The sequence below is a fragment of the Halomonas elongata genome, assembly GCF_029081005.1.
In the GTDB taxonomy this organism is placed as follows: domain Bacteria; phylum Pseudomonadota; class Gammaproteobacteria; order Pseudomonadales; family Halomonadaceae; genus Halomonas; species Halomonas elongata_B.
In genome coordinates this window covers 86,818-108,623 of record NZ_JAJQTQ010000005.1, presented here as the reverse complement: position 1 = coordinate 108,623, position 21,806 = coordinate 86,818, and the positions used below count along the sequence as shown (strand labels likewise).

Sequence of the window (21,806 nt, the reverse complement as noted above, 5' to 3'; positions counted from 1 at the left end):
GGCGCGCAGTGCTTCCATGGCCACTGTCCGAAAAGTCGATGAGCGCAGGCAGTTTTCAGACAATGGCTAGAGCCAGGTCAGGCCGGCGGCGATGATCACCCCCGTCAGCAGCAGCTGGATAAGGCAGAACCCCATGATGTCCTTGGCCTTGAGGCCGGCGATGCCGAGGACCGGCAGGGCCCAGAAGGGTTGCAGCAGGTTGGTCCAGGCGTCGCCCCAGGCCACGGCCATGGCGATGCGAGGAATGTCCACGCCCAGTGCCTCGGCGGCCGGCAGCATGACCGGTGCCTGCACGGCCCATTGGCCGCCGCCGGAGGGGACGAAGATGTTGACGATGCCGGCACTGATGAAGCTCCAGAAGGGCAGCGAGGCCTCGGAGGCCATCGAGATCAGGGCGCCGGAGAGCGTCTCGGCCAGGCCGGATTGCACCATGATCGCCATGATCCCGGCGTAGAAGGGAAACTGGATGACGATGCCGGCGCCGCCCTTGATCGCTTCGTGCAGGCTTTCGAGCAGGCTGCGGGGCGTGCGGTGCAGGACGATGGCCAGGAACAGGAAGAGGAAGTTGACCACGTTGAGGTTGAGGCCGCCGCCGCGCAGCACGAAGTGGTCGAGCAGGAACAGCAGCCCCGGGATGCCGACCAGCCAGGCCAGGGTCACGCTGTTCTCGAGACGCTCCGCCGGCCGGGTGATGCGGACGCGACGTTCTTCTTCCTCGTCCAGCAGGCTCGGGTCGATGTACACGCTGTCCTTTTCATCGGGCAGCATCATCCGATTGATCAGCGGCATGGCGATGAACAGCACCACCACGATACCGAGATTGAACAGCGAGAAGATGGTCTCGGAGGTGCCGATGACGCCGATCTGTTCGGCGGCAAAATGGCCATCGGTGGCAATGGTCAGGGGCACCGAGCCGGCCAGCCCGCCATGCCAGACGATGAAGCCGGAGTAGGCACTGGCGACCAGCAGGCGATAGTCGACGCGAATCTGGCGGGCCAGTTCCTTGGCGAACAGGGCGCCCACCACCAGGCCGAAGCCCCAGTTGATCCAACTGGCGGCCAACGATACCAGGGTCACCAGGATGATGGCGGCGCCGGCGTTGTTGGCCAGGCCGGCCAGGCGCTGCAGCAGGCGCTTGACGGGGGGCGAGCTGGCCAGCATGAAGCCGGTGACCAGCACCAGCAGCATCTGCATCGAGAATGACAGCAGGTTCCAGAACCCGTCGCCCCAGAAGCGCAGGACCGCCAGGGGTGTCTGACGCTCGACGGCGATGGCCGCAGCGGCGGCGATCACCGTCAGCAGCAGCACGAAGATGTAAGGGTCAGGGAGATACCGCTCGACCAGTTTGACGGCTGGGCGCGACAGTGACTTGAGCATGGCAGCTTGGCCTCTAGGCGACGAGAATTTTTGTCAGATCAGTGAGTTGGCAGCATCAAGTTGCCCGACTTCACGAGAGCTGTCAAAGCCACCAAAGTTCAAGGTCGGGGACCCGTTCAGGCATCACGCCAGTGCCACCGACGATAGTGCCGATAATAGGCGATCAGTACGGCCGAGCGGGTCGCGGTGAAGACGGTGAAGGCCAGCCAAAGGCCGTGATTGTCGAGCGGCTGGGTGAGCCACCAGACGGGCAGGTAGGCGGCCAGGCCGATGAAGATGCTGTTGCGCATCTCGCGAATCGCCGTGGCGCCGATGAAGACGCCGTCCAGCAAGTAGCTCCACACTGCGATCAGCGGCATGACCACCACCCAGGGCAGGTACTCGTCGGCGCTGGCGCGAACGTCCGGCAGCCCGGTGAGCAGCGCGATCAACCACTGGCCGCCCAGCGCAAAGGCCAGGGCGGCACCGCCGGCGGTCAGCAGCGAGAACCGGGTCGCGCCGCGTACCGCCAGGGCGAACTCCCGCCAGCGGCCACGGCCCACGGCGTGGCCGGTCAGGGCTTCGGCGGCGTGGGCGAAGCCGTCCAGCCCGTAGGAGGTGAGCATGATGAACTGCAACAGCACCGCATTGGCGGCCAGAATGGTATCGCCCTGAGCCGCCCCCTGGGCGGTGAAGAAGGCCATGGCAAACAGCAGTCCCAGGGTGCGCACGAAGAGGTTGGCATTGACCTGGAAGAGCTCGGTGTAGGCGTCGAGACGCAGGAGCCGCTCGCGCCGGAAGCGGCCGCCGAGCCGGCGTAGTTGACGGCTGACCAGCCAGAGCCCCACCACCAGGGCGCTGATGTCGGCGATGACCGTGGCCCAGGCCACGCCATCGCTGGTCATGCCGAGTCCGACCACGAAGAGCAGGTCGAGCAGGATGTTCACGGCGTTGGTCAGTACCAGGATGATCAGCGTTACCCGGGAATTCTGCTGACCGAGGAACCAGCCGAGGATGGCATAGTTGGCCAGCACCGCTGGCGCCGACCATAGCCGGATCCGCGCGTATTCGCCCGCCAGCGCCGTGGCTTCGGCGCTGCCGTCCAGCAGCCAGAGACCGATCTCGACCAACGGGCCGCCCGCCAGGATCAGCACGAGGCCGATGCCCAGCGCCAGCAGCATCGACTGGCCGAGCAGGTTGCGTACGCCTTCGTCGTCGCCGCGGCCCGACGCCTGGGAGGTCAAGCCGGTGGTGCCCATGCGCAGGAAGCCGAAGCCCCAGTAGAGAAAGCCGAACAGGGTCGCGCCCAGGGTGACCGCGGCCAGATAGCGAGAGTCCGACAGATGTCCGACCACGGCGGTATCCACCAGGCCGAGCAGCGGTACGGTGATGTTGGAGAGAATGATCGGCCAGGCCAGTGACCAGATGCGCCGATGGGCGGGATCGGAAGATGACACGACGGCTCCGGAGGTTCAGCGAGCCCGACAGGATGGGGGAGATAGCTCGTCTGGGCAAGAAAACGGCTCTCGTGGTCAACGAGAGCCGTTTCATGGATCGACTCAGTTTTTCATGGCGTTGCCGGTGCCGTTACTGGGCGTCCTTGGGCTTGTCGGGATCGGCGTCGGCCAGGCAGTTGACGGTTTCGCCGCCCGGATCATTGATCAATGCGCCTTCGGGGGCTCGACGACCGCCCTCGAGCGTGAGAGAGGCTGTCAGCCAGTCGACCAGGGTATCCCCCAGTGTCATCGCGTCGGCGGCGCGGGTTTGACTGTAGTGAGTCAGGAGCTTCCTGGCAGCATCGCGCTGGTCTTGCTCGATCAGCGTCCGGGCCGATGTCTCGACCCAGGCAAGGTCCTCGAAGCTCTGCTGCTCGAAGCCTTCCAGCATGGCGGTGATACGGGGCAGGAAGGTATCGGGTTTCTCGCAGGTCAGGTACATCACCTGCTTGAAGCGGCGTCCGGCGAAATCGGCGGCCTCCTGAACCTGGAAGTCCGGATTGAGGAAGTGGGACGCGGCTCCCTTGGTCAGGTAACGGTGCTGGCCATATTCCTGTGGTATCTCCTGGACACCCAGCCACCAGGGCACGAAGGGGGCGGCCACGGAACCTGTCGGGGCTACCCAGGCGCGGATCAGGTCGCTGTCGGTATCGCCGAAGAGACTGATCACTTGCCCATAGCCGGCCTCATCATCGGCAATACGAGGATCCCGGACGCGGGCCATCATATCGCGCTCGGTGACGGGAGCCATCTCCTCGACGGCCTGCTCCAGTTCCGCCTGGGTCATGTACTTGTAGCCACCGGTGCGGGCCTCGGTGTCCTGCCGGCCGTAGACCTCGAAGACATTGAAGTCGCTCGAGCCATCGTACCAGCCCTGCTCTTCGGCGAAGCTCACCAGGTTGTCCGAGCCCATGAAGTCCGGATTGTCCCGGTAATCCGTGGGAAAATCCTCGATATAGCCGGGATAAAGCACTCGGATTTCATCCGGTCCCAGCCGTTCGGCGGCCCATAACCCCTGGCTGCCTGCAAACTCCCAAACGACCCAGCCTTCCTTGTCGTCGGCGATCAAGTGGGTATTCCCGCCATAGGTGGAGTAACCATGATGCTCGATCAGCTCGCCAATCAGCTCGACCCCCTCGCGAGCCGTCCTTGCCCGCTCCATGACCAGCCGGGCCAGGTCACTGTACTGAGGGCCGCGTTGCGGCGTCTGCGTCATGTCGATCAACTCGCTGCGGTTGGTCGCCCAGACGTCACGCACCGCCACACCATGCTCGTTGACGCCGCCATTGGTCAGCGGCGCGGGGAAACCGACATAGTCCGAGTACGACATGGAAAGGTAGCGGTAGGTATGAGACTCCTGCGGGATGTCGAGAAGCTTGCCAGGAATGGAGGCATCCCGGGTGACGCCCACGGACAGGGTTGCGTCACTGTCATGGTCCTCGGCCGGCACGATTTCGAGCCAGTGGCTCGAGACCTCTTCGCCGGTCCCGCCGATCATCACTGCACCGCTTTCGGTGAAGTCCTTGCCAACGTAGAAGGCATAGCTCGACCAGACCGCAGGACTGGTGGCCAGAGCCGACAGGGCGATCAGCATGGATGTTGCGGGGTAGCGCAAGGACATGAATGTCTCCTCGGTGGTTTGTCGCCGATCATGGAAGCCAGAGTGTTTGCAGGACGGCATGGAAAGACTGCCAGAACACCGGCTTGCCGGACGTTGTTGCCTCGGATCAAGCTTAGCTCAATCAATCGGGGGAGACAGGGGCGATGGAACGCCGCGACGAGGGGCTGCCGGGAGTCTGGCCGTGTCGCGAGTGGTCGGGCCTGTTCAAGGGGGAAGGCGAGAGCCTTCTTCAGAGGGTGTTTACAAATTACTGCGCTCGACCATACTGCGTTGAAATTCGGCTCGAAGTGCTCATTTAGTACGGATAAACTCCGCATTCTCGCCTAATTTCGCCTTGTCTGGCCGTCGCTCGTGACTTTTGTAAACACCCTCTCAGGCCGCGGTGATGATCCGGTATTTTTCCATCAGTTCTTCCCGGGACTCCTTGCGTTCCGGGTCGAGGGGGATGCAGTCGACCGGGCAGACCTGCTGGCACTGCGGTTCGTCGTAGTGGCCGACGCATTCGGTGCAATGATCGGGGTCGATGATATAGATCTCTTCCCCCGGCGAGATGGCGTCATTGGGGCATTCGGGTTCGCAGACGTCGCAGTTGATGCATTCGTCGGTGATCATCAGGGCCATGGAACGCCTCATGAAAATCTGCTGCGCATCGGCCATACGGGGCGTTGACGTCTCGGTCAAGGCGCTCATTCAGTACGCCTGAACGGCGCCGCGTGCTCGACTTCGCCTTGTCTGGCTTCAGCTCACAAGATGCTAAACGGGAATTGAGCAAATCGATGTCGGGCACATAAGCCCGAGTACTTCGGTCAGGTATTGTAGCGATTCTTGAGCGCTTCGGCGACATCGGGGTGGACGTGCTGCGACACATCGCCGCCGAGGCGTGCGATTTCGCGCACCAGGGTGGAGGAGATATAGGAGTTTTCCACTTCCGGTGTCAGGAAGACGGTCTCCAGCTCCGGCATCTGGGCGCGGTTCATGTTGGCCAGTTGCAGCTCGTACTCGAAATCGGACACCGCGCGCAGGCCGCGCAGGAGGATGCGGGCCTGGCGCTGGCGCATGAATTCGGTGAGCAGGCCGGAGAAACCGACGACTTCCACGTTGTCGTGGTGCTCGACCACCTTGCGGGCCAGGGTGATGCGCGCATCGATGTCCAGGGCCGGCGACTTGCCGGGACTGGAGGCGATGGCTACCACGATGTGGTCGAAGAGGCGCGCCGCGCGTTCGATCAGGTCGTAGTGGCCGTTGGTGATGGGGTCGAAGGTTCCGGGATAAACGGCGGTACTCATGAGTCCTCCCCGTCGTCGAGCCGGCCGAAGGGATTGTCCACGGCCAGCGAGACCGGCTGGGCATAGCCCGGGATATGAATGGCGTCATCACCGACGTCGAGCTCGGGGCCCTCGAGCACGCCCTCGCCGAAGCGGTAACGGGGCGCGAAATGACCGCGGTCGGCATCGCGGCAGTAAGCGGCGGCGGTTTCTCGGGTGCCCTCGCGACGGGCGCGCCAATCGTTCATGGCGGCCTCGCCGTGGCGGGCGGCGAGCAGGCGCTCGGTGACCCCGGGGGAGAGCACCACGCCGGTGGCATTGTTGCCGCCGAAGCCCTTGGCGTTGATGAAGGCGGCGTCTGCCTCGAAGGCCAGAGGATCGCGGAAGAAGCGTAACCGGTCGGTGTGGACGTCGTCGGCCACGGCGTCGAGGGTCGGAATGCCCGGCAGCAGGCCATGGGCGAAGCTGCCCAGGGCGCTGGCCAGTTGGTCGCCGGCGGCGCCGCCCTGGGAATGGCCGACGAAGGTCTTGATGGCCGTCACCGGCCAGTCCTCGATGCCATGCGCCTGGGCGACCAGGTCGAAGACGTGGGATTCGGTGACGCGATTCTTGGGCGTGCTGGTGCCGTGGGCATGCAGGAAGGTGCGATGCCGCAGGGCGTTTTCGCCGAGCATGTCGCGCACCAGCGATGCCGCCTTGCCGAGCGTGATGTAGTTGCCGATACCCGGTGCCGAGATGGAACGTTTCCAGCCGTCGGCGTTGACGAAGACATCGGGCACGCTGCCGAGCAGCTCGGCCCCGACGTCCAGGGCCAGGGCGTCGTCCATCAGCATCAGGAACTGGCTGGATTCGCCCATGGTGAAGCCGCAGTTGCGGGCGAAGGGGCGACAGGCTCGCTGGTAGTCGGCGTCGGTCAGCAGTTCCAGCGCGTCCAGGGCGCGCAGGCTGTCGTCATCGGCAAGCGCGCCCATGGCACGAAAGCCTTCGACAATTTCCGGGGTGATCGGTGCGTCGGCGGTGCCGACCATCACGATGCGGCGGCGCCCGGCACGGATGTCGTCCACGCCCAGTCGGAGGTTGTAGAGAAAACTGGCACAGGCGCCCAGCGCTGCGCCGGTGCCGCCCACGCTGCCCAGTACGTAGGCATTGAGGAAGTCGGCGGGCATCTGCCCGTAGCCCAGCGGCATCTGCTTGGAGGTGGCCCGCTTGCCGGAGACGAAGCTCTTGAGCAACCCGCCCCAGCCCTCATCGTCGAGTTGGCCGATGGAGTTGCCGGCGTACACCGCGATCTGGTCGGGATCCAGGCGGTCGCGCAGGTCATCCCAGACCAGGCCGCTGTCGCCCAGGCAGTCGCTGGCGGCGAAGATCGCCATGGAGAGCCCGCGGGGGTGGTGAACGCTGCGGTAGAAGCGGCTGGGTTCGAAGCCCGAGGGCAGCTGGCCGGCGGCGCGCACCTGGGCGGGGCGGGTCTCGGGCAGCATGACGTCCATCTCGCCGGCCGGCACCGTGACTTCCATGTTTCGGCGGTCGATCTCGCGAACCTGCCAGGTCGGCGGCAGGTCGTCGGGTAACTGGCGACGGCGCACGCGAAACGTCAAGGGCGTGTCCAGCGCGAGCGTCGCCCGGCGATTGGCGGGCAAGCCCTCGGCGTTGAAGCGGGGATCCTCGATGCGTCGGATCAGGGTATGGTCCAGTACACGCTGGCGGGTGCGCTCGACGAGAGTGGCGGCGTCGAGGGGATGGCCTTCGGCGTCGTGCCAGGCTCCGTCGGCCTGGGCGTCGGCCAGGCGCATCATCGCCGCCAGGCCGAGCAGGGTCTGGGCCTGGTCATCATCGGGCAGGGCGTCGAGCACGGTGCGGCGAAACGCCTGATGGCCCGAGGTGCGGCCGGCGGGATTTACGCCGCCCATGCCCACGATCACCGGTAAGTGTGACAAGCCGGGTTCCTCGTTGGATTGAAATAACAGGGCAGAATCGTCTCTCGATAGGCCATGGATCATAGCACCCGGCCCGCCACGGCGTCATGCCGGGCCGCTGCGCCGGGGCGATGGTGGCTGCTAGAATGCCCGACCGTCGCCTTCGCCATCGGTTCCTTTCATGACTGGACATTCCCGCGCCATCGTCTCCAATCAGCCCGGCCCTCACCGGGACCTGAATCGTCGCGTCGAGCGGGCATTGCAGCATCCCTTGCGCAAGCCCGTGGCCGAGCATACCCGAGAGGCCTTCGAGCGAGCCGAGCACTGGCGCGCCGCCCGGGCGAACATGCCGCTGATCCTGGACGCCGGTTGCGGGGTGGGGCTGTCGACCCGCCACTTGGCCAGCGCACATCCCGAATGCGCGGTGATCGGCGTCGATCGCAGTGCCGATCGGTTGTCGCGGGATCATGGCACCTTGCCCGACAACGCCCTGCTGGTGCGTGCCGACCTGGTCGATTTCTGGCGGTTGGGGCTGGCCGAAGGCTGGCGGCCGGCGCGGCACTACCTGCTGTATCCCAATCCTTATCCCAAGTCGGTGCATCTCAAGATGCGCTGGCATGGCCATCCGGTGTTTCCGGTCATTCCGGCCCTGGGTGGGCGGCTCGAACTGCGCTCCAACTGGCGGCTCTACGTCGAGGAGTTCGCTCTGGCGCTGCGACAGGCCACCGGCGTCGAGGGGCGGGTCGAGGCGTTCGAGCCCGACGGCGAGCCGCTGACGCCCTTCGAGGGCAAGTATCGGCAAAGTGGGCAGTCGCTCTGGCGGCTGGTGACCGAGCTGCCGCATCGTCCCGAACTGCTGCCAGCGGCGCGATGACACTCACCTGAGTCGATGATCACGAAAGCGTTCTCCCAGGGTACGCTGCAGCCACTGGGCGATGGGCCCGCGTCCGCCGTCACGGCGGGAGACCGTTTCGACCTCGATGACCGGCGGTGTGCCGAGGGCGTCGCTGGCCAGGTGGATGAGGTCGTCGCGAAAGGGCGGATACTGGGCGATGTGCTGTGGCACCAGGGCCCAGCCGAGTCCCCGGGTTGCCAGTTCGGCCATGGAGTAGAAGCTGTTGAGGCGCCAGAACTGGGCACTCAGCGGTTGCCAGGCATCGCCTTCGCTGCGCGAGGCGATCAGCAGTTGACGATGTCCGGCCAGATCCCCTGCCGAGGGGGCAGCGAGCCCGGCGAGCGGGTGGTGGCGTGCCACGACCAGGGCTTGCTGGAGATGGGCGATGCGGATGCCTTCCAGTAGCGGCCCCTGGCCTTGTTGGCGCAGCAGGATGCCGAGATCGGCGGTGCGGTCTTCCACCCAGCCGGCGATATCGCCCTGGGCACCGTAGAGCAGCGTCAACTGCAGGGACGGGTAGTGGCCGGCCAGCGCTTCCAGGCTTTCGTCCACCGGCGGCATTTCCACCAGGGCCTCGTCGATGGCCAGGACCAGCCGGGCCTCCTCGCCCTGGCCGATGGCACGGGCCCGGGACTCGAGTCGCTGACACTGGCGGATCACGGCCCGGGCCTCGTGGAGTAGCGCCTCGCCGGCTTCCGTGAGACGGGGCATTCGTCCCGTACGGTCGAACAGCTGGCAGTCGAGGTCGGTCTCGAGGTGGGCGATGGCGGTGCTGATCGCGGACTGGGCTCGGCCCAGGTGGCGGGCCGCCGCCGAGAAGGAACCCCGTTCGGCGCAGGCGATGAGGATCTCGAGCTGGTCGATGCTCCAGCGCATGACGTTCATGACCTATCTGAAAAAGTGATGGATTCCAACTCGCATCCATCGCCATGATGACGAGAATGGGGCGTCACGTCGAGGCCATGTCGGCCCGAACGATGTGGGTGAGGAGGTCACGATGCGTTCCTGGAAGGAAAGGGTCACGCACACCCTGCTCTTCGAGATGGGAGGGCTGGTGATGGTGACGCCGCTGGCGAGCTGGCTGACCGGTCACGGTCTGGGCGAGATCGGCGTGCTGGCGGTGGGGCTGGCGAGTGCCGCCATGCTCTGGAACCTGGTATGGAACCGGCTCTTCGATATCTGGGTGCCGACGCGTCGACGTACCCTCGTCCAGCGCCTGGCCCAAGCCTTCGGCTTCGAGCTGGGACTGTTGATCATGACGCTGCCGGCCGTGGCCTGGTGGCTCGGTATCGGGATCATCGAGGCTTTCTGGCTGGATCTCGGCTTCATGCTGTTCTTTCTGGCCTATGCCATGGTATTCAACACGGCTTTCGATCATGTCATGCGCCGGCGACTGGCGCGGGGAGAGTGCGGATGAGTTATGTGTTTCTCGCCCTGGCGATCATCGCCGAAGTGGTGGCGACATCAGCCCTCAAGGCATCGGATGAATTTTCGCGCTTCTGGCCCAGCGTGCTGGTGGTGGTGGGCTATGTCACGACCTTCTATCTGTTGACGCTGGTGTTCCGTACCCTGCCGGTGGGGATCGCCTATGCCGTCTGGGCAGGGCTCGGCATCGTGCTGGTGACGCTGGTCGGCATGGTGGTCTATGGCGAACGCCCCGATCTACCGGCGGTGGTGGGGATGGCTCTGATCATCGGCGGCGTGGCGGTGATTCAGATATTTTCTTCGTCGGTGGCGCACTGAGCCGACGCACGGTCGAAACGCTTCCCATGCCCGGGTAAACTGCGGTGTCGCCACGTCGCCCGAATCACGCTGCATGGATGCCATCATGTTTCATCGCACGCTGAGCTGCTGTCTGCTGGTCTTGTCATTGCTGCCGTTGTCCGCCATGGCATCGGGGTTTTCGCGACTCTCGACGCTGACCGACGACGGCTTTCGCATCAGTGCCGAGGCACGCCTGCTGGGGACGGGGGACCGATCCGACGAGGTCCTGGCAAGCCTGTCGCCGACGCTTTCGCTGTCGCCGGCCTCGGTTTCCAAGGTGTACATGGCGGCGGCGGCCCTCGATCGCTTCGGTCCCCAGCACCGCTTTACCACTCGCCTGGTCAGTACCGCCGAGCCCGATGCCAATGGGGTGCTTGGCGGCGATCTGGTGTTCGACGGCGGCGGCGATCCGGCACTGACCAGCGAAGACCTGTGGCGGCTGGTGCAGCGACTGCACCAGGCCGGCGTGCGCGAGGTGACCGGCCGGCTGGTGGTCAGTCAATGGCGCTTTGGCCCGGTGGATTGCATCACCGCCGATCGCTGTCAGGCGCGCCGTCGAGTGGATAACAGCTATAGTGCGTTGCTCTCTTCGGCGGGCGTCAATTTCGGCAGCTGGTGCGTGAATGTCGCGCCGGGAGCGGCACCCGGCACGTCCGCGGCGGTCACCGGCTGCGACAGCAAGGTCCTGCTGCCGGGCATCGACAATCGGGTCGACACCAGGGCCGCCGATAGCGGGACCCAGCTATCGGCCCTGCGACTGACCGAGGGTGGCGGTGATGTGATGCGCCTCAGCGGTCAGATTTCCACCAACGCCTATCCTCGCGACCTCTACCGTGCCAGCGCCGATCCGGCCGACCAGACCGCGCAATTGCTGAAGGCGATGCTCGAGCGTGCCGGTATTCGGGTTCGCGGTGGGCATGCCACCAGCACCGTCAAGCCGCCGGCCTCGTCACGACAACTGGCAGCGGTGGACGGCAAGCCCCTCCAGGAGATCCTGCTGCGGACCCTCAATTACTCCAACAATTTCATGGCCGATGTCCTGGCGCTGGACATGGCGACGGGGCCGCGCCCGACCCTGGAGCAGGGAGGCGCGGCCATCGAAGCCTTCGCCGCCGGCATCCCGGGGCATGGCCCCCTGACGCTGCGCAGCGGCAGCGGCCTGACGCCGGAGAATCGGACCACCGCCAGTGGCGTGAATGGCCTGCTGGCTTACATGTTCAACCAACCGTCGCTGTTTCCCAGTTTCGTGGCCGGCCTGCAGTCGCCCAGCAGTGGCGTGATGCGTTTCATCCGCAAGGGGCCGGCAAACTTCCAGGATCGCGTGATGATCAAGACCGGCACCCTCAACGAGCCGGTGAGGGTGCGGGCGATCACCGGCTACTTCCGTACGGAATCGAACCGATGGGGCGCCTTCACCGTGCTGGTCAACGGCACCGAGTCGACCCCTTATCTCAACTGGACAATGGTGCTGGAACGCCTTTCCGAGGATCTGGCCCAACTTATCGAGTCCCACTAGGAACCCCGACCATGAAACCTGGACACACCGGCTGGCGCCACCTGGTGCATTCCACCCGCTATTCCTTGAAGGGGTTCAAGGCGGCCTATCGCTATGAATCGGCCTTTCGTCAGGAGCTTGGCCTCTGCCTGGTATTGATACCCCTGGCCTGGTGGGTCGGTGGGTCGCCGGTGGAGTGGATCCTGCTGGTCGGCAGTTGCCTGCTGGTGCTGATCGTCGAGCTGCTCAACACCGCCGTCGAAAGCGTGGTGGATCGCATCGGGCCCGAGCGTCACAAGCTCTCCGGGCGTGCCAAGGACATCGGCTCGGCCGCGGTGATGCTGGCGTTGATCTTCGCCGGGCTGACCTGGGGGCTGCTGTTGTGGGACAAGCTCCTGGGCTGACGGGCGCTTTTCGGATAACGCCTAGTGTCGGAGGCGCCGGCTTGGTTATGCTGAGGGCATTCGCCAGCCGACGATGAGACGCCCATGGCCCTGCCTGCCGATTTCCTGCCCCTGGATGCCATTCCCGAACCGCCGGCCACGGCGTTGCGACATGCCTGGGAGCGCCTCGCTGCTTCGCTCGAGCAAGCGGACAACCTGGCCTCGATGCAGGGGCAGGAGGCGCCCAGCGAGTGCTGGACGGCACTGTCGACCGGTCGGCGCGAACAACTGGCCCGGGTGCTGGCCGTTTCCGGCTTTGCCGTGGAGACACTGGTACGGCATCCCGATTGGCTCGCCCACCTGGACGCCGAAGGCGAGCTGGATGAAGCGCCGTCCGAGGCGGTACTGCGCGAGTCGCTCGAAGGACGCCTCGAGGACGTCGAGGATGAAGCGGCCATGCATGCCGCCATTCGTCGCTTTCGGCAGGCTCGCATGCTGGGCATCGTGTGGCGCGACCTGACACGCCCCGAGGGCCTCGACATGTGGGGCACCAGCGGTGCCGTGTCGCGCCTGGCCGAGGTATGCCTGGATGCGGCCCTGACCTGGCTCGAGACCCACGTCGAGCCGCGCTGGGGGCGTCCTGCGGTGCGGGCCGACGGCAGCGAGCAGCGCCTGGTGGTACTGGGCATGGGCAAGCTCGGGGCCGGCGAACTCAATCTCTCCTCCGACATCGACCTGATCTTCGCCTTTCCGGAGAAGGGCGAGACCCAGGGGGGGCGCAAGTCGCTGGCGCATCAGGAATATTTTACCAAGCTCGGCCAGAAGTTGATCGCCGCGCTGGATGCGGTGACCGCCGACGGTTTCGCCTTCCGAGTCGACATGCGGCTGCGTCCCCTGGGGGATGGCGGGCCCCTGGTCGGCAGCTTCGCCTCCCTGGCCGGCTACTATCAGGATCAGGGGCGTGAATGGGAACGCTACGCCATGCTCAAGGCGCGGCCGGTCGCCGGTGATCGGGATGCCGGCGATGAGTTGCTGGCGAGCCTGCGGCCCTTCGTCTATCGCAAGTACCTCGACTTCGGTGCCATCGAATCGCTGCGCGAGTTGAAGTCGATGATCAACCGCGAGGTGAAGCGCCGTGGCATGGAGGACAACATCAAGCTCGGCCCCGGTGGCATCCGCGAGGTGGAATTCGTGGTGCAGGCCTTCCAGTTGATCCGCGGAGGGCGTGACACGGAACTGCAGGTGACCTCGTTGCGCACTGCGCTCGAGCGTTTACCGGGGCTGGGGTTGCTGCCGCAAGAGGTGGTCGACGAACTCGAACCGGATTATCGCTTCCTGCGTGACCTGGAGCATATCCTGCAGGCCCTCGAGGATCGCCAGACCCAGACCCTGCCCGATGGCGAGCTCGAACGCGAGCGCGTCGCCCTGGGACTGGACATGGAAGACTGGCCGGCGGTGATGGCGCGACTCGACGAGGTCCGGGCACGCGTACGTCGGCACTTCGATGCGGTGATCGCCGAGCCCGAGGAAGAGGCGGAGCACAACGATCAGGCGCCCGTGGCGGATGGCGGCGTCGAGCTGGATGAGTGGCGCGCCCTGTGGCGCGGCCATGAAAGCGACGAGGAGGCCATGGCTCTGCTGGAGACGGGCGGTTTCGTCGCGGCCGATGCCAGCCTGCGCCGGTTGATGGCGCTGCGCCGCTCCCGGCAGGTCCAGGCCATGCAGCGCATCGGCTTCGAGCGTCTCGATGCCCTGATGCCGTTGCTGCTGGAGGCTGCCGCGGACAGCGATGCGCCCGATACGGCTCTGGAGCGGGTGCTGCCGTTGATCGAGGCGGTGCTGCGACGCACCGCCTATCTGGCGTTGCTGCGCGAGAACCCGGTGGCCCTGGAGCATCTCATGCGGCTGTGCAGCGCCAGCCCCTGGATTGCCGAGCAACTGGCGCGCTACCCCATCCTGCTCGACGAACTGCTCACGCCGGATACTCTCTATACACCGGCGGACAAGACGCGTCTGGCCGATGAGCTGCGCCAGACCCTGGGGCGGATTCCCGAGGATGACGAAGAAGGTCAGCTGGAGGCGTTGCGGGTCTTCAAGCACGCCCAGGTGCTGCACGTTGCCGCCTCGGACATCGCCGGCACCCGTCACCTGATGAAGGTCAGCGACTATCTGACCTATATCGCCGAAGTCGTTCTCGAGGCGGTGCTGGCCATGGCCTGGAAGCACCTGACGCGCAAGCATGGTTTCCCCGAACGTCGAGATGGCGGGCGTTGCGACCAGGTGCCGGAATTTCTGATCATCGGTTACGGCAAGCTCGGCGGCATCGAGCTCGGCTATGGTTCCGACCTGGACCTGGTGTTCCTGCACGATGGCGCCGGGCAGGGCAGCACCGACGGAGCAAGGCCCATCGACAACGCGGTATTCTTCACCCGGCTCGGCCAGCGCATCATCCACCTGCTCACTGCCATGACGCCGGCAGGAAGCCTCTACGAGGTCGACATGCGTCTGCGTCCCTCGGGCAACTCGGGCCTGCTGGTCTCGAGTCTCGATGCCTTCGCCGATTACCAGCGCCGCGAAGCCTGGACCTGGGAGCATCAGGCCCTGGTCAGAGCGCGTGTGGTGGCGGGCCACGAAACGCTGAGCGAGCGTTTCGCCAAGGTGCGTTGCGATATCCTCGGCGGCGAACGTGACCTCGGCGAGCTGCGGGGGGAGGTCGTGGCCATGCGCAACCGGATGCGCGAGCACCTGGGCGGCAAGGCCGATGCCGACAGCTTCGATCTCAAGCACGACCCGGGCGGTATGGTCGACATCGAGTTCCTGTGCCAGTACGCGGTGCTCGCCATGGGGCACGAGACGCCCGAGCTGCTGACCTACAGCGACAACATGCGCATCCTCGAGACCCTCGAGGAGACCGGCCGACTGCCGGCCGACGATTGCCGCCGGCTGCGCGAGGCCTATCTGGCCTGCCGCACGGCGTCCCATCGCTCGGCCCTGACCCGCGAACCGGCCCGCGGCGGGGTCGAGGACTTCCAGTTACACCGCGATGCCGTCATTGCGGTATGGGAACGGCTGCTCGAGCCGGGGTCAGTCGCTACCTGAGTCCCCGTGGCGGTACCAGGTCGCGAGTGCGGCTTCCAGGCCGCATAGGTCGAGAGCCGTCACGACATCATCGGGGAAGGGCGAGGCTGCCGGCTCGGCAGTGATGCCGATGAACCCCGTACCGTTGGAGCGGGCGGCGCGGTAGTCGTTGTAGGAATCGCCGATCATGACCGTATGTTCTGCTCGGTAGCCATGGCGATTCAGCAAGTTGTGAAGGCCTGTGACTTTATCCGGTGGTGACCCGATGACGTCGTCGAAGCAAGGTGTCAGGCCGCGTTGCGAGACGATGTTTCTGAGTTCTTGCTCGGGAGTCGCGGAGAGCAGATAGATCGGCAGGCGACCCCGATGTCGCGCGAGGAATTTCAGTGCCCCGGGAATGGCGGGTGCCTCGACGATACGTCGCTCGACATTGTCCTTGAAGCGCCGGCAGAGCTCATTGATGGATGTGTCGGTGGCCGTGCGGCCCAGGATCTGGGCCTCGATATGACGAAACTTGACCTCCCGGGGCTGGCCGCCGCGCCGACCCAGATAGGCACGCACTGCCCGTTGCAGGGGCTCTGGCTGGTCGTTGTAGAGGGCGGCGAAGGCCTCGCGCTTCAGGCTCGCCGAGTCGAGGATCACGCCGTCGAAATCGAAGACGAGGACGTTGTCCGGATCGGAGAAGAAATCGCTCACGTCAGGCTCCGCTGCGCGCGAACGCGGCTGGCTCGGGGCCGCGTCTCGATTGGGTCCGGGGGTGTTTCTGCCTCTTGGGCAGCGAGAAGTCCTCCCCGCCGTTCGTTCGGGATGTTCACCCACGATACCAGAATGATCATGTTGGACTGGGTCCATGGCATTGGCGATCACCCCGTGATGCTTATCATGTCAGTGAGTACGATAATCGAACTTTCGTACTTTGGGCGAACAAACTAGAATCGCTTTCCAGATCTGTCAATGCCGCGGTATGGGCGGTGTGGTCACGTTGGCAGGTGAAAGGCCGTGGCTGGGAGGAGAAGAGTGCCGATAACGGGCCGGTTATGGGGATAGGCTTCTATGCTGAGAGGCATCCGGTCCTGAGAGTGGCTTGCTTTTACCCCCTGTAGTTCGTGCATAATGCGAACTTAAGAACGCTGTGCGAACATTATTGGGCGTCACTCGCCTCGTCGGAACGACCCCATCAGGGAGATGTGGCGAGGGTCTCACGATCCGTCTGACCAGGAGGTTCTGATGCGTGCCATCGCCACCGTATGCCTGAGTGGAGATCTGCGTACCAAGCTCGAAGCCATCGCCCGTGCCGGCTATGGTGGCGTAGAGATCTTCGAGAACGACTTGCTGTCGTTCGATGGCTCGCCAGAGGAGATTCGCGAGCTATGTGCCTCGCTGGGGCTGACCATCGTCGCCTTCCAGCCGTTCCGCGACTTCGAGGCCATGCCCGAGCCCCAGCGCAGCCGTAACATGCAGCGTGCCGAGCGCAAGTTCGATCTCATGGAGCAACTGGGCACCGACTTCTTGCTGGTCTGCAGCAACGTTTCGCCCCAGGTCGACAACGATCTCGACCGCGCCGCTGCCGACCTGCGCGAGCTCGCCGAGCGCGCTGCCAAGCGCGGCATCCGCATCGGCTTCGAGGCGCTCGCCTGGGGACGCCACATCTCCGACTACCGCGATGCCTGGGAGGTGGTGCGGCGTGCCGATCACCCCTACCTGGGGGTGGTGCTCGACAGCTTCCATATCCTCTCGCGGGGACACGACCTCTCCGCGATCGGCAAAATTCCCCGGGACAAGATCTTCTTCGTGCAGGTGGCCGACGCGCCGCTGATGGACATGGACGTGCTGCAGTGGAGCCGTCACTTCCGCTGCTTTCCCGGGCAGGGGCGGCTGCCGCTGGAGGCCTTCATGCGTGAGCTGGCCAAGTCGGGCTACGATGGCCCGCTGTCGCTGGAGATCTTCAGCGACGCCTTCCGCGCCGCGCCCACCGAGATCACCGCCCTGGACGGCCTGCGCTCACTGATCTGGCTCGAGAATCTGGTCGAGGACGGGCCCTGGGCGGGGCGGATTCCGCCGGCGCCGCACTACCACGGCATCCACTTCATCGAGTTCACCCTCGACGAGGAGAGTGCCGCGCCGCTGGGCGAATTCATCGGCGCGCTCGGCTTCCGTCACGTGGGGCGCCACCGTTCGAAGAACGTCGAGCTGTGGAAGCAGGGTGACATTCACCTTGTGCTCAATTTCGAGACTGACAGCTTCGCCCATACTTTCCGTCTGCTGCATGGGACCTCGGTCTGCGCCGTGGGCTTTCGCGTCGATGACGTGGAGCAATCGCAGGCCAGAGCCAGGGCCTTCCTGGCGCCGCGTTTCCGCGGTCAGGTCGGAGAGGGCGAGATGGAAATCCCGGCGCTGCGTGGCATCGAGGGTAGCCTGGTCTACCTGGTCGATGACCAGGCTGCCGAGGACCTGCAGTGGCGGACCGACTTCGAACTCTTCGACCAGGAGAGCCGTGACGAGGCTGGGTTGGTACGTATCGATCACCTTTCTTATGTGCTGCCGGCTACCCAACTGTTGGGCTGGCAGCTGTTCCATCGCACCGTGTTCGGTTTTGCCGCCGAAGCGGAAAACGAGATCGTCGATCCGCGCGGCATGATGGTCAGCCAGGCGGTGGTCAGCCCGGACCGCAGCATCCGCCTGCCGCTCACCGTGTCACAGGCCCAGGAGACCCAGCCCGGGCGCTTCCTCAGCGAATTCCGTGGCGGCGTGCAGCAGATCGCCTTCGAGAGTCGCGACATCTTCGCCACCGTCGACGAGATTCAGGGGCGCGGCTTGCCGTTGCTGAAGATCCCGCGCAACTATTACGACGATCTGGAAGCCCGCTTCGGTCTCGACGAGGCTCTGCTGGAGGCCTTGCGTACTCGCAATATCCTCTATGATCGCAACGACGAGGGTGAATTCTTCCATGCCTATACCGAAACCTTCTCGGGGCGTTTCTTCTTCGAGCTCGTCGAGCGGCGTGGCGGTTACCAGCAGTTCGGCGAGGCCAATGCGGGGATTCGCCTCGCGGCTCAGTCCAAGGCCAACTGAGGCCCCGCGGAGTAGGTGGCGGCCCGGAGGTTGACGGGTGAGCTTCGTGTGAGTGTTTCGATCGCCGAAAGCTCATCCTCGTTCAGGAGACAATGATATGAAATTGGGGTTGATCGGCAAAGCCATAATGAACTCCAGCTCGCCGGACCTGCACGTGCGGCTCGGCCAACTGACCGGCATTCCTGTTACCTATGATCTCTTCGACGCCAACGAGATGACCATCGACTCGCTGGAGAGTCAGGTGCGTCGGGTCATCGCCAGAGGCTATCGTGGCGTCAACGTCACTTTCCCCTGGAAGGAGGAGGCCGTGCAGTTGGCTGATCAGGCCTCCGAGGGGGCGTACATGGTCGGTGCCGCCAATACCCTGGTGTTCGAGGACGGTGAAATCTTCGCCGAGAATACCGACTTTACCGGCTTCGTCAGTGGCTTTCATGCCACTTTCGGCGAGCGTGTACCGGGGCGGGTGCTGCTGATCGGCACTGGGGGCGTGGGCAAAGCGGTGGCTTTCGGGCTCGGCACGCTGGATGCTGACGAAGTGGTTCTGCTCGATCTCGACGAGACCAGGGCGCGTCGGCTCGCCGGCGAGTTGCAGGCGCAGGGGGTTCCGGCTTCCTGGATCACGCAGGATCAACTGACCGAGACAGTGGGGCACTGCGACGGCCTGGTCAACTGCACGCCCATCGGCCACGAGAAGAGCCCCGGCTGCCCGCTGCCCAAGGAGCTGATCGAGTCCAGGCACTGGATATTCGACGCTGTCTATGTGCCGGCGGTCACCGAGTTCATCGCTGCGGCCAAGGCGGCCGACGCTGGAGTGATGAGCGGCGTCAGCCTGTTCGTCTTCCAGGGCGTCGACGCCTTCAAGCGGTTCTGCGAGGATGCCGACAAGCGCGCCGCGGCCGATGTGCAGGCCGGTGCGCTGTTTGATCATTACAAGCGGCAGCTGCTGAAGGAGAGCGATTCATGAGCAAGGGCAAGGTGCTGGTATTGCATGGCCCCAACCTGAACCTGCTGGGGACCCGCCAGCCGGAGATCTACGGCTACGAGACCCTCGAAGACATCAACAACGCCCTCTACGAGAGGGCAGCGGACAATGGCTGGGAGATTGCCTGCCGGCAGAGCAACCACGAGGGCGAGTTGATCGATGCCATCCACGCCGCCCGACTGGACGGCACCGTGGCGATCATCATCAACCCGGCGGCCTACACCCACACCTCGGTGGCTATCCTCGATGCCCTGAACGCCTTCGACGGTAAGGTCTTCGAGGTGCACCTCTCCAACGTGCACAAGCGCGAGACCTTCCGCCACCATTCCTACGTCTCGCTGCGCGCCGACAGCGTGATCGCCGGCCTCGGCAGCCAGGGCTACCACGCCGCCCTGGAGGCGTTGATCAAGGCGGGCTGAGCGCCGGGCCCTGCGAAGCTGCTGTTCGCGAGGTTGCTTTCTGGAATGTCGTTGCATTTTTTGTGTCGCCGCCATGTTCCGTGGCGACGCTCTCCGACGTGCGGGTGTGCTTCCGCAACGCCGGGCCAACACCTCTCTCGTTCATCGCCTCACATGACTCCTCTCGCTGCCAGCCCCTGCTCACCGGCGCCCATGCGGCGCTGATGAGAAGGAGCCGGCCATGGACGCCATACTGTGATATGTGGGGTAGGAAGAAAGCGATGTGCCTTAAACCTTGGTCGTAATCCCCGCGTCGCGCGTTGACACTCAGGCGGGGGAATTCTAGTGTTCGTTTCGTGCACTTTAGTTCGCAAGGCGAACTCCGACGTCCCTACCGTCGGTGACCGATAAAGATGACAAATCAAATCTAGGGGGATAACCCATGACCTTCAGAGCTGCCAAACTTGCCTTCCTCGGCACCGCCCTCGCCGTCGGAATTGCTTCGGTTGCCCAGGCCCAGCCGCAGACGATTCGGTTTGGCCACGTTGACCCGGACAACTGGCAGAGCTCCAAGAAGGGGGCCGCCGCGCGGATCTTCAAGAATATCGTCGAAGCGGAGACCGATCTGACGGTGGAACTGTTCCCCGCCGGCTCGCTGGGCGACGAGGACGAGATGATCCAGCAGGCCATCGATGGCATGACGCCGGTGGTGATGGTCTCGGGCGCGATGTCCAAGATCTGTCCGGCCGCAGGGGTGCTGGACATCCCTTACATGTTCGAATCGCCGGTGGTCGCCTGGGAGGTGCTCGACGGCGAGTTCGGCGAGGCCCTGGCACAGCACTGCCTCGAACAGACCGGCCTGCGTACCCTGGGCTACGGCGAAACCGGGTTCCGCCATTTCACCAACAGCGACCACGAGATCCGCACGCCGGAGGACATGGAAGGCCTCAAGTTCCGGGTGCAGGACATCCCGCTCTACGTGGAGATGGTCAAGGGACTGGGCGCCGAGCCCACGCCGATCGCTTGGTCCGAGCTACCTACGGCACTCTCCACCGGGGTCGTCGATGGCCAGGAGAACCCGGTAGGTACCATCTACAACAACAACCTGCATGAGCTGCAGGACTACATGACCCTGGACGGCCACGTCTACGGCACCGACTTTCTGCTGATCAACGACCAGTTCTTCAACCAGCTTTCAGAGCAGGAGCAGCAGGTGCTTGAACGCGCCGGGGAAATCGCCGGTAACATGGGACGGGCCATCCAGCAGTTCACCACCGCCGAGGGCCTGAAGGCCGTTCAGGAGGAGGGCATGCAGGTCTATCGCCCGAAGCCTGAGGAGTTGGCGGCGTTCCGCGAGCAGGCTCAGCCGCCGGTCATCGAGTGGTTGCGCGACGATCTGGGTGACGACGCGGCATGGGTCGATCGTCTCCAGGAGGCCGTGGCCGCCGCCACCGCCGACGAATAAGCCTCCCGCACCGTGCTGGTGAGCCGGCACGGTGCTCCTCCGCACCTGTTTTGGATGGAACGCTTATGGCTACCCTCTTTCGGACGACGCGGCGCGTCGCCACAGGAGTCTTCGCTCTGGGAGCGGGACTCTCCATGGCGCTGATTTTCCTGATCGTGTTCTCCAATGCCTTCATCCGCTACGTATTCGGCAGTTCCCTGGCCTGGGGCGATCAGGTGCCGGTCTTCCTGGGCATCTACGGCGTGATGTTCGGCATGGCGCTGGCCTATGTGCAGGACCGCCATGTGCGCCTGGGCATCGTCGTCGACTTCCTGTCGGCCCGCGTGCGCGAGGCACTGTTCGTGATCGTCGACCTGGCGGTGGTGGTGATCGGCGCCTTGCTGGCCTGGTCGGGCTACCTCTTCATGGCCAGTCGCGGCGGCATGCGCATCTCCGGGCTCAGTGGCCCGGTTCGCAGCCTGCGCGATGCTACCGGGCTGGAGTTCCTCACCGCTCTCGGTACCCTGGCACCTTACCAGTTTGCGCTGTGCCTGGGGGGTGTGATGCTCGCCTTCGCGGCATTGATCAAACTCGTCGAGCGCCTGGCGGCGCTGTGCTCTCCCTCTTCCGAGGTGTCCTGA

At 64.8% G+C, this 21,806-nt stretch carries 19 protein-coding genes; 11 read left to right on the top strand and 8 right to left on the bottom strand.

From position 1 onward, the window contains the following. Positions 1-66: 66 nt before the first annotated feature. The 6 genes from LU493_RS05425 to LU493_RS05400 all read right to left on the bottom strand — a co-directional run bounded on the left by LU493_RS05425 (position 67) and on the right by LU493_RS05400 (position 7,648). The gene (locus LU493_RS05425; RefSeq protein ID WP_275286777.1) at positions 67-1,377 is read right to left on the bottom strand and encodes a short-chain fatty acid transporter; all 1,311 of its coding nucleotides are present in this window, start codon (positions 1,375-1,377) and stop codon (positions 67-69) included. A gap of 116 nt (positions 1,378-1,493) precedes the next feature. Next, a complete protein-coding gene (locus tag LU493_RS05420; RefSeq protein ID WP_275286776.1) occupies positions 1,494-2,813 on the bottom strand; it encodes an MATE family efflux transporter in 1,320 nt (439 codons plus the stop codon). Between the two features lie 130 nt (positions 2,814-2,943). Continuing rightward, the gene (locus LU493_RS05415; protein ID WP_275286775.1) at positions 2,944-4,473 is read right to left on the bottom strand and encodes a C69 family dipeptidase; all 1,530 of its coding nucleotides are present in this window, start codon (positions 4,471-4,473) and stop codon (positions 2,944-2,946) included. A gap of 372 nt (positions 4,474-4,845) precedes the next feature. Further along, positions 4,846-5,094, bottom strand: coding sequence for a YfhL family 4Fe-4S dicluster ferredoxin (locus LU493_RS05410; protein ID WP_275286871.1), 249 nt, complete (start codon positions 5,092-5,094; stop codon positions 4,846-4,848). A gap of 185 nt (positions 5,095-5,279) precedes the next feature. Beyond that, positions 5,280-5,759, bottom strand: coding sequence for a pantetheine-phosphate adenylyltransferase (gene coaD / locus LU493_RS05405; protein ID WP_275286774.1), 480 nt, complete (start codon positions 5,757-5,759; stop codon positions 5,280-5,282). Further along, complete coding sequence (locus tag LU493_RS05400) at positions 5,756-7,648, bottom strand: beta-ketoacyl synthase (protein ID WP_275286870.1); 1,893 nt, start codon at positions 7,646-7,648, stop codon at positions 5,756-5,758. The genes coaD and LU493_RS05400 overlap by 4 nt, the downstream gene beginning before the upstream one ends. Before the next feature lie 187 nt (positions 7,649-7,835). On the opposite strand from LU493_RS05400, the gene trmB reads away from it, so the two are divergent. After that, positions 7,836-8,528 carry a tRNA (guanine(46)-N(7))-methyltransferase TrmB gene (gene trmB / locus LU493_RS05395; protein WP_275286773.1) on the top strand — a complete coding sequence of 231 codons (693 nt, stop codon included), beginning with the start codon at positions 7,836-7,838 and terminating at the stop codon, positions 8,526-8,528. A gap of 3 nt (positions 8,529-8,531) precedes the next feature. Here the strand turns inward: trmB and LU493_RS05390 are convergent, their stop codons facing one another. Further along, positions 8,532-9,434 carry a LysR family transcriptional regulator gene (locus tag LU493_RS05390; protein WP_275286772.1) on the bottom strand — a complete coding sequence of 301 codons (903 nt, stop codon included), beginning with the start codon at positions 9,432-9,434 and terminating at the stop codon, positions 8,532-8,534. Positions 9,435-9,546: 112 nt separating this feature from the next. Here LU493_RS05390 and LU493_RS05385 point away from each other — a divergent pair, with 112 nt between their 5' ends. The 5 genes from LU493_RS05385 (at position 9,547) to glnE (ending at position 15,290) form a co-directional block, all read left to right on the top strand. Then, positions 9,547-9,966, top strand: a complete 420-nt coding sequence (locus tag LU493_RS05385; protein WP_275286771.1) for a PACE efflux transporter — start codon at positions 9,547-9,549, stop codon at positions 9,964-9,966. After that, the gene (locus LU493_RS05380) at positions 9,963-10,292 is read left to right on the top strand and encodes a DMT family transporter (RefSeq protein WP_275286770.1); all 330 of its coding nucleotides are present in this window, start codon (positions 9,963-9,965) and stop codon (positions 10,290-10,292) included. The genes LU493_RS05385 and LU493_RS05380 overlap by 4 nt, the downstream gene beginning before the upstream one ends. Before the next feature lie 85 nt (positions 10,293-10,377). Then, positions 10,378-11,829, top strand: coding sequence for a D-alanyl-D-alanine carboxypeptidase/D-alanyl-D-alanine endopeptidase (gene dacB, locus LU493_RS05375; RefSeq protein ID WP_275286769.1), 1,452 nt, complete (start codon positions 10,378-10,380; stop codon positions 11,827-11,829). 11 nt (positions 11,830-11,840) lie between these two features. Further along, positions 11,841-12,212, top strand: a complete 372-nt coding sequence (locus LU493_RS05370) for a diacylglycerol kinase (RefSeq protein ID WP_275286768.1) — start codon at positions 11,841-11,843, stop codon at positions 12,210-12,212. Positions 12,213-12,296: 84 nt separating this feature from the next. Then, on the top strand, positions 12,297-15,290 hold the full coding sequence (gene glnE, locus LU493_RS05365) for a bifunctional [glutamate--ammonia ligase]-adenylyl-L-tyrosine phosphorylase/[glutamate--ammonia-ligase] adenylyltransferase (protein WP_275286767.1): 2,994 nt from the start codon (positions 12,297-12,299) through the stop codon (positions 15,288-15,290). Here glnE and LU493_RS05360 read toward each other — a convergent pair. Next, on the bottom strand, positions 15,276-15,965 hold the full coding sequence (locus tag LU493_RS05360) for an HAD family hydrolase (protein WP_275286766.1): 690 nt from the start codon (positions 15,963-15,965) through the stop codon (positions 15,276-15,278). The genes glnE and LU493_RS05360 overlap by 15 nt on opposite strands. A gap of 531 nt (positions 15,966-16,496) precedes the next feature. Here LU493_RS05360 and LU493_RS05355 point away from each other — a divergent pair. The 5 genes from LU493_RS05355 to LU493_RS05335 all read left to right on the top strand — a co-directional run bounded on the left by LU493_RS05355 (position 16,497) and on the right by LU493_RS05335 (position 21,806). Next, positions 16,497-18,341 carry a bifunctional sugar phosphate isomerase/epimerase/4-hydroxyphenylpyruvate dioxygenase family protein gene (locus LU493_RS05355; protein ID WP_275286765.1) on the top strand — a complete coding sequence of 615 codons (1,845 nt, stop codon included), beginning with the start codon at positions 16,497-16,499 and terminating at the stop codon, positions 18,339-18,341. Positions 18,342-18,438: 97 nt separating this feature from the next. Continuing rightward, positions 18,439-19,305 (top strand): shikimate dehydrogenase family protein, encoded by an 867-nt coding sequence (locus LU493_RS05350; RefSeq protein WP_275286764.1) that lies wholly within the window; start codon positions 18,439-18,441, stop codon positions 19,303-19,305. Continuing rightward, positions 19,302-19,742, top strand: coding sequence for a type II 3-dehydroquinate dehydratase (aroQ, locus tag LU493_RS05345; RefSeq protein ID WP_275286763.1), 441 nt, complete (start codon positions 19,302-19,304; stop codon positions 19,740-19,742). The genes LU493_RS05350 and aroQ overlap by 4 nt, the downstream gene beginning before the upstream one ends. 421 nt (positions 19,743-20,163) lie before the next feature. Beyond that, positions 20,164-21,186 (top strand): TRAP transporter substrate-binding protein, encoded by a 1,023-nt coding sequence (locus tag LU493_RS05340; RefSeq protein ID WP_275286762.1) that lies wholly within the window; start codon positions 20,164-20,166, stop codon positions 21,184-21,186. Positions 21,187-21,251: 65 nt separating this feature from the next. After that, on the top strand, positions 21,252-21,806 hold the full coding sequence (locus tag LU493_RS05335; RefSeq protein WP_275286761.1) for a TRAP transporter small permease: 555 nt from the start codon (positions 21,252-21,254) through the stop codon (positions 21,804-21,806).

Coding starts and splice junctions, on each gene's coding strand:
- LU493_RS05335 (WP_275286761.1), top strand. CDS start 21,252: ATGGCTACCCTCTTTCGGACGACGCGGCGCGTCGCCACAGGAGTCTTC.
- LU493_RS05370 (WP_275286768.1), top strand. CDS start 11,841: ATGAAACCTGGACACACCGGCTGGCGCCACCTGGTGCATTCCACCCGC.
- LU493_RS05390 (WP_275286772.1), bottom strand. CDS start 9,434: ATGAACGTCATGCGCTGGAGCATCGACCAGCTCGAGATCCTCATCGCC.
- LU493_RS05400 (WP_275286870.1), bottom strand. CDS start 7,648: ATGGGCGGCGTAAATCCCGCCGGCCGCACCTCGGGCCATCAGGCGTTT.
- glnE (WP_275286767.1), top strand. CDS start 12,297: ATGGCCCTGCCTGCCGATTTCCTGCCCCTGGATGCCATTCCCGAACCG.
- LU493_RS05425 (WP_275286777.1), bottom strand. CDS start 1,377: ATGCTCAAGTCACTGTCGCGCCCAGCCGTCAAACTGGTCGAGCGGTAT.
- dacB (WP_275286769.1), top strand. CDS start 10,378: ATGTTTCATCGCACGCTGAGCTGCTGTCTGCTGGTCTTGTCATTGCTG.
- LU493_RS05410 (WP_275286871.1), bottom strand. CDS start 5,094: ATGGCCCTGATGATCACCGACGAATGCATCAACTGCGACGTCTGCGAA.
- coaD (WP_275286774.1), bottom strand. CDS start 5,759: ATGAGTACCGCCGTTTATCCCGGAACCTTCGACCCCATCACCAACGGC.
- trmB (WP_275286773.1), top strand. CDS start 7,836: ATGACTGGACATTCCCGCGCCATCGTCTCCAATCAGCCCGGCCCTCAC.
- LU493_RS05415 (WP_275286775.1), bottom strand. CDS start 4,473: ATGTCCTTGCGCTACCCCGCAACATCCATGCTGATCGCCCTGTCGGCT.
- LU493_RS05380 (WP_275286770.1), top strand. CDS start 9,963: ATGAGTTATGTGTTTCTCGCCCTGGCGATCATCGCCGAAGTGGTGGCG.
- aroQ (WP_275286763.1), top strand. CDS start 19,302: ATGAGCAAGGGCAAGGTGCTGGTATTGCATGGCCCCAACCTGAACCTG.
- LU493_RS05340 (WP_275286762.1), top strand. CDS start 20,164: ATGACCTTCAGAGCTGCCAAACTTGCCTTCCTCGGCACCGCCCTCGCC.
- LU493_RS05355 (WP_275286765.1), top strand. CDS start 16,497: ATGCGTGCCATCGCCACCGTATGCCTGAGTGGAGATCTGCGTACCAAG.
- LU493_RS05385 (WP_275286771.1), top strand. CDS start 9,547: ATGCGTTCCTGGAAGGAAAGGGTCACGCACACCCTGCTCTTCGAGATG.
- LU493_RS05350 (WP_275286764.1), top strand. CDS start 18,439: ATGAAATTGGGGTTGATCGGCAAAGCCATAATGAACTCCAGCTCGCCG.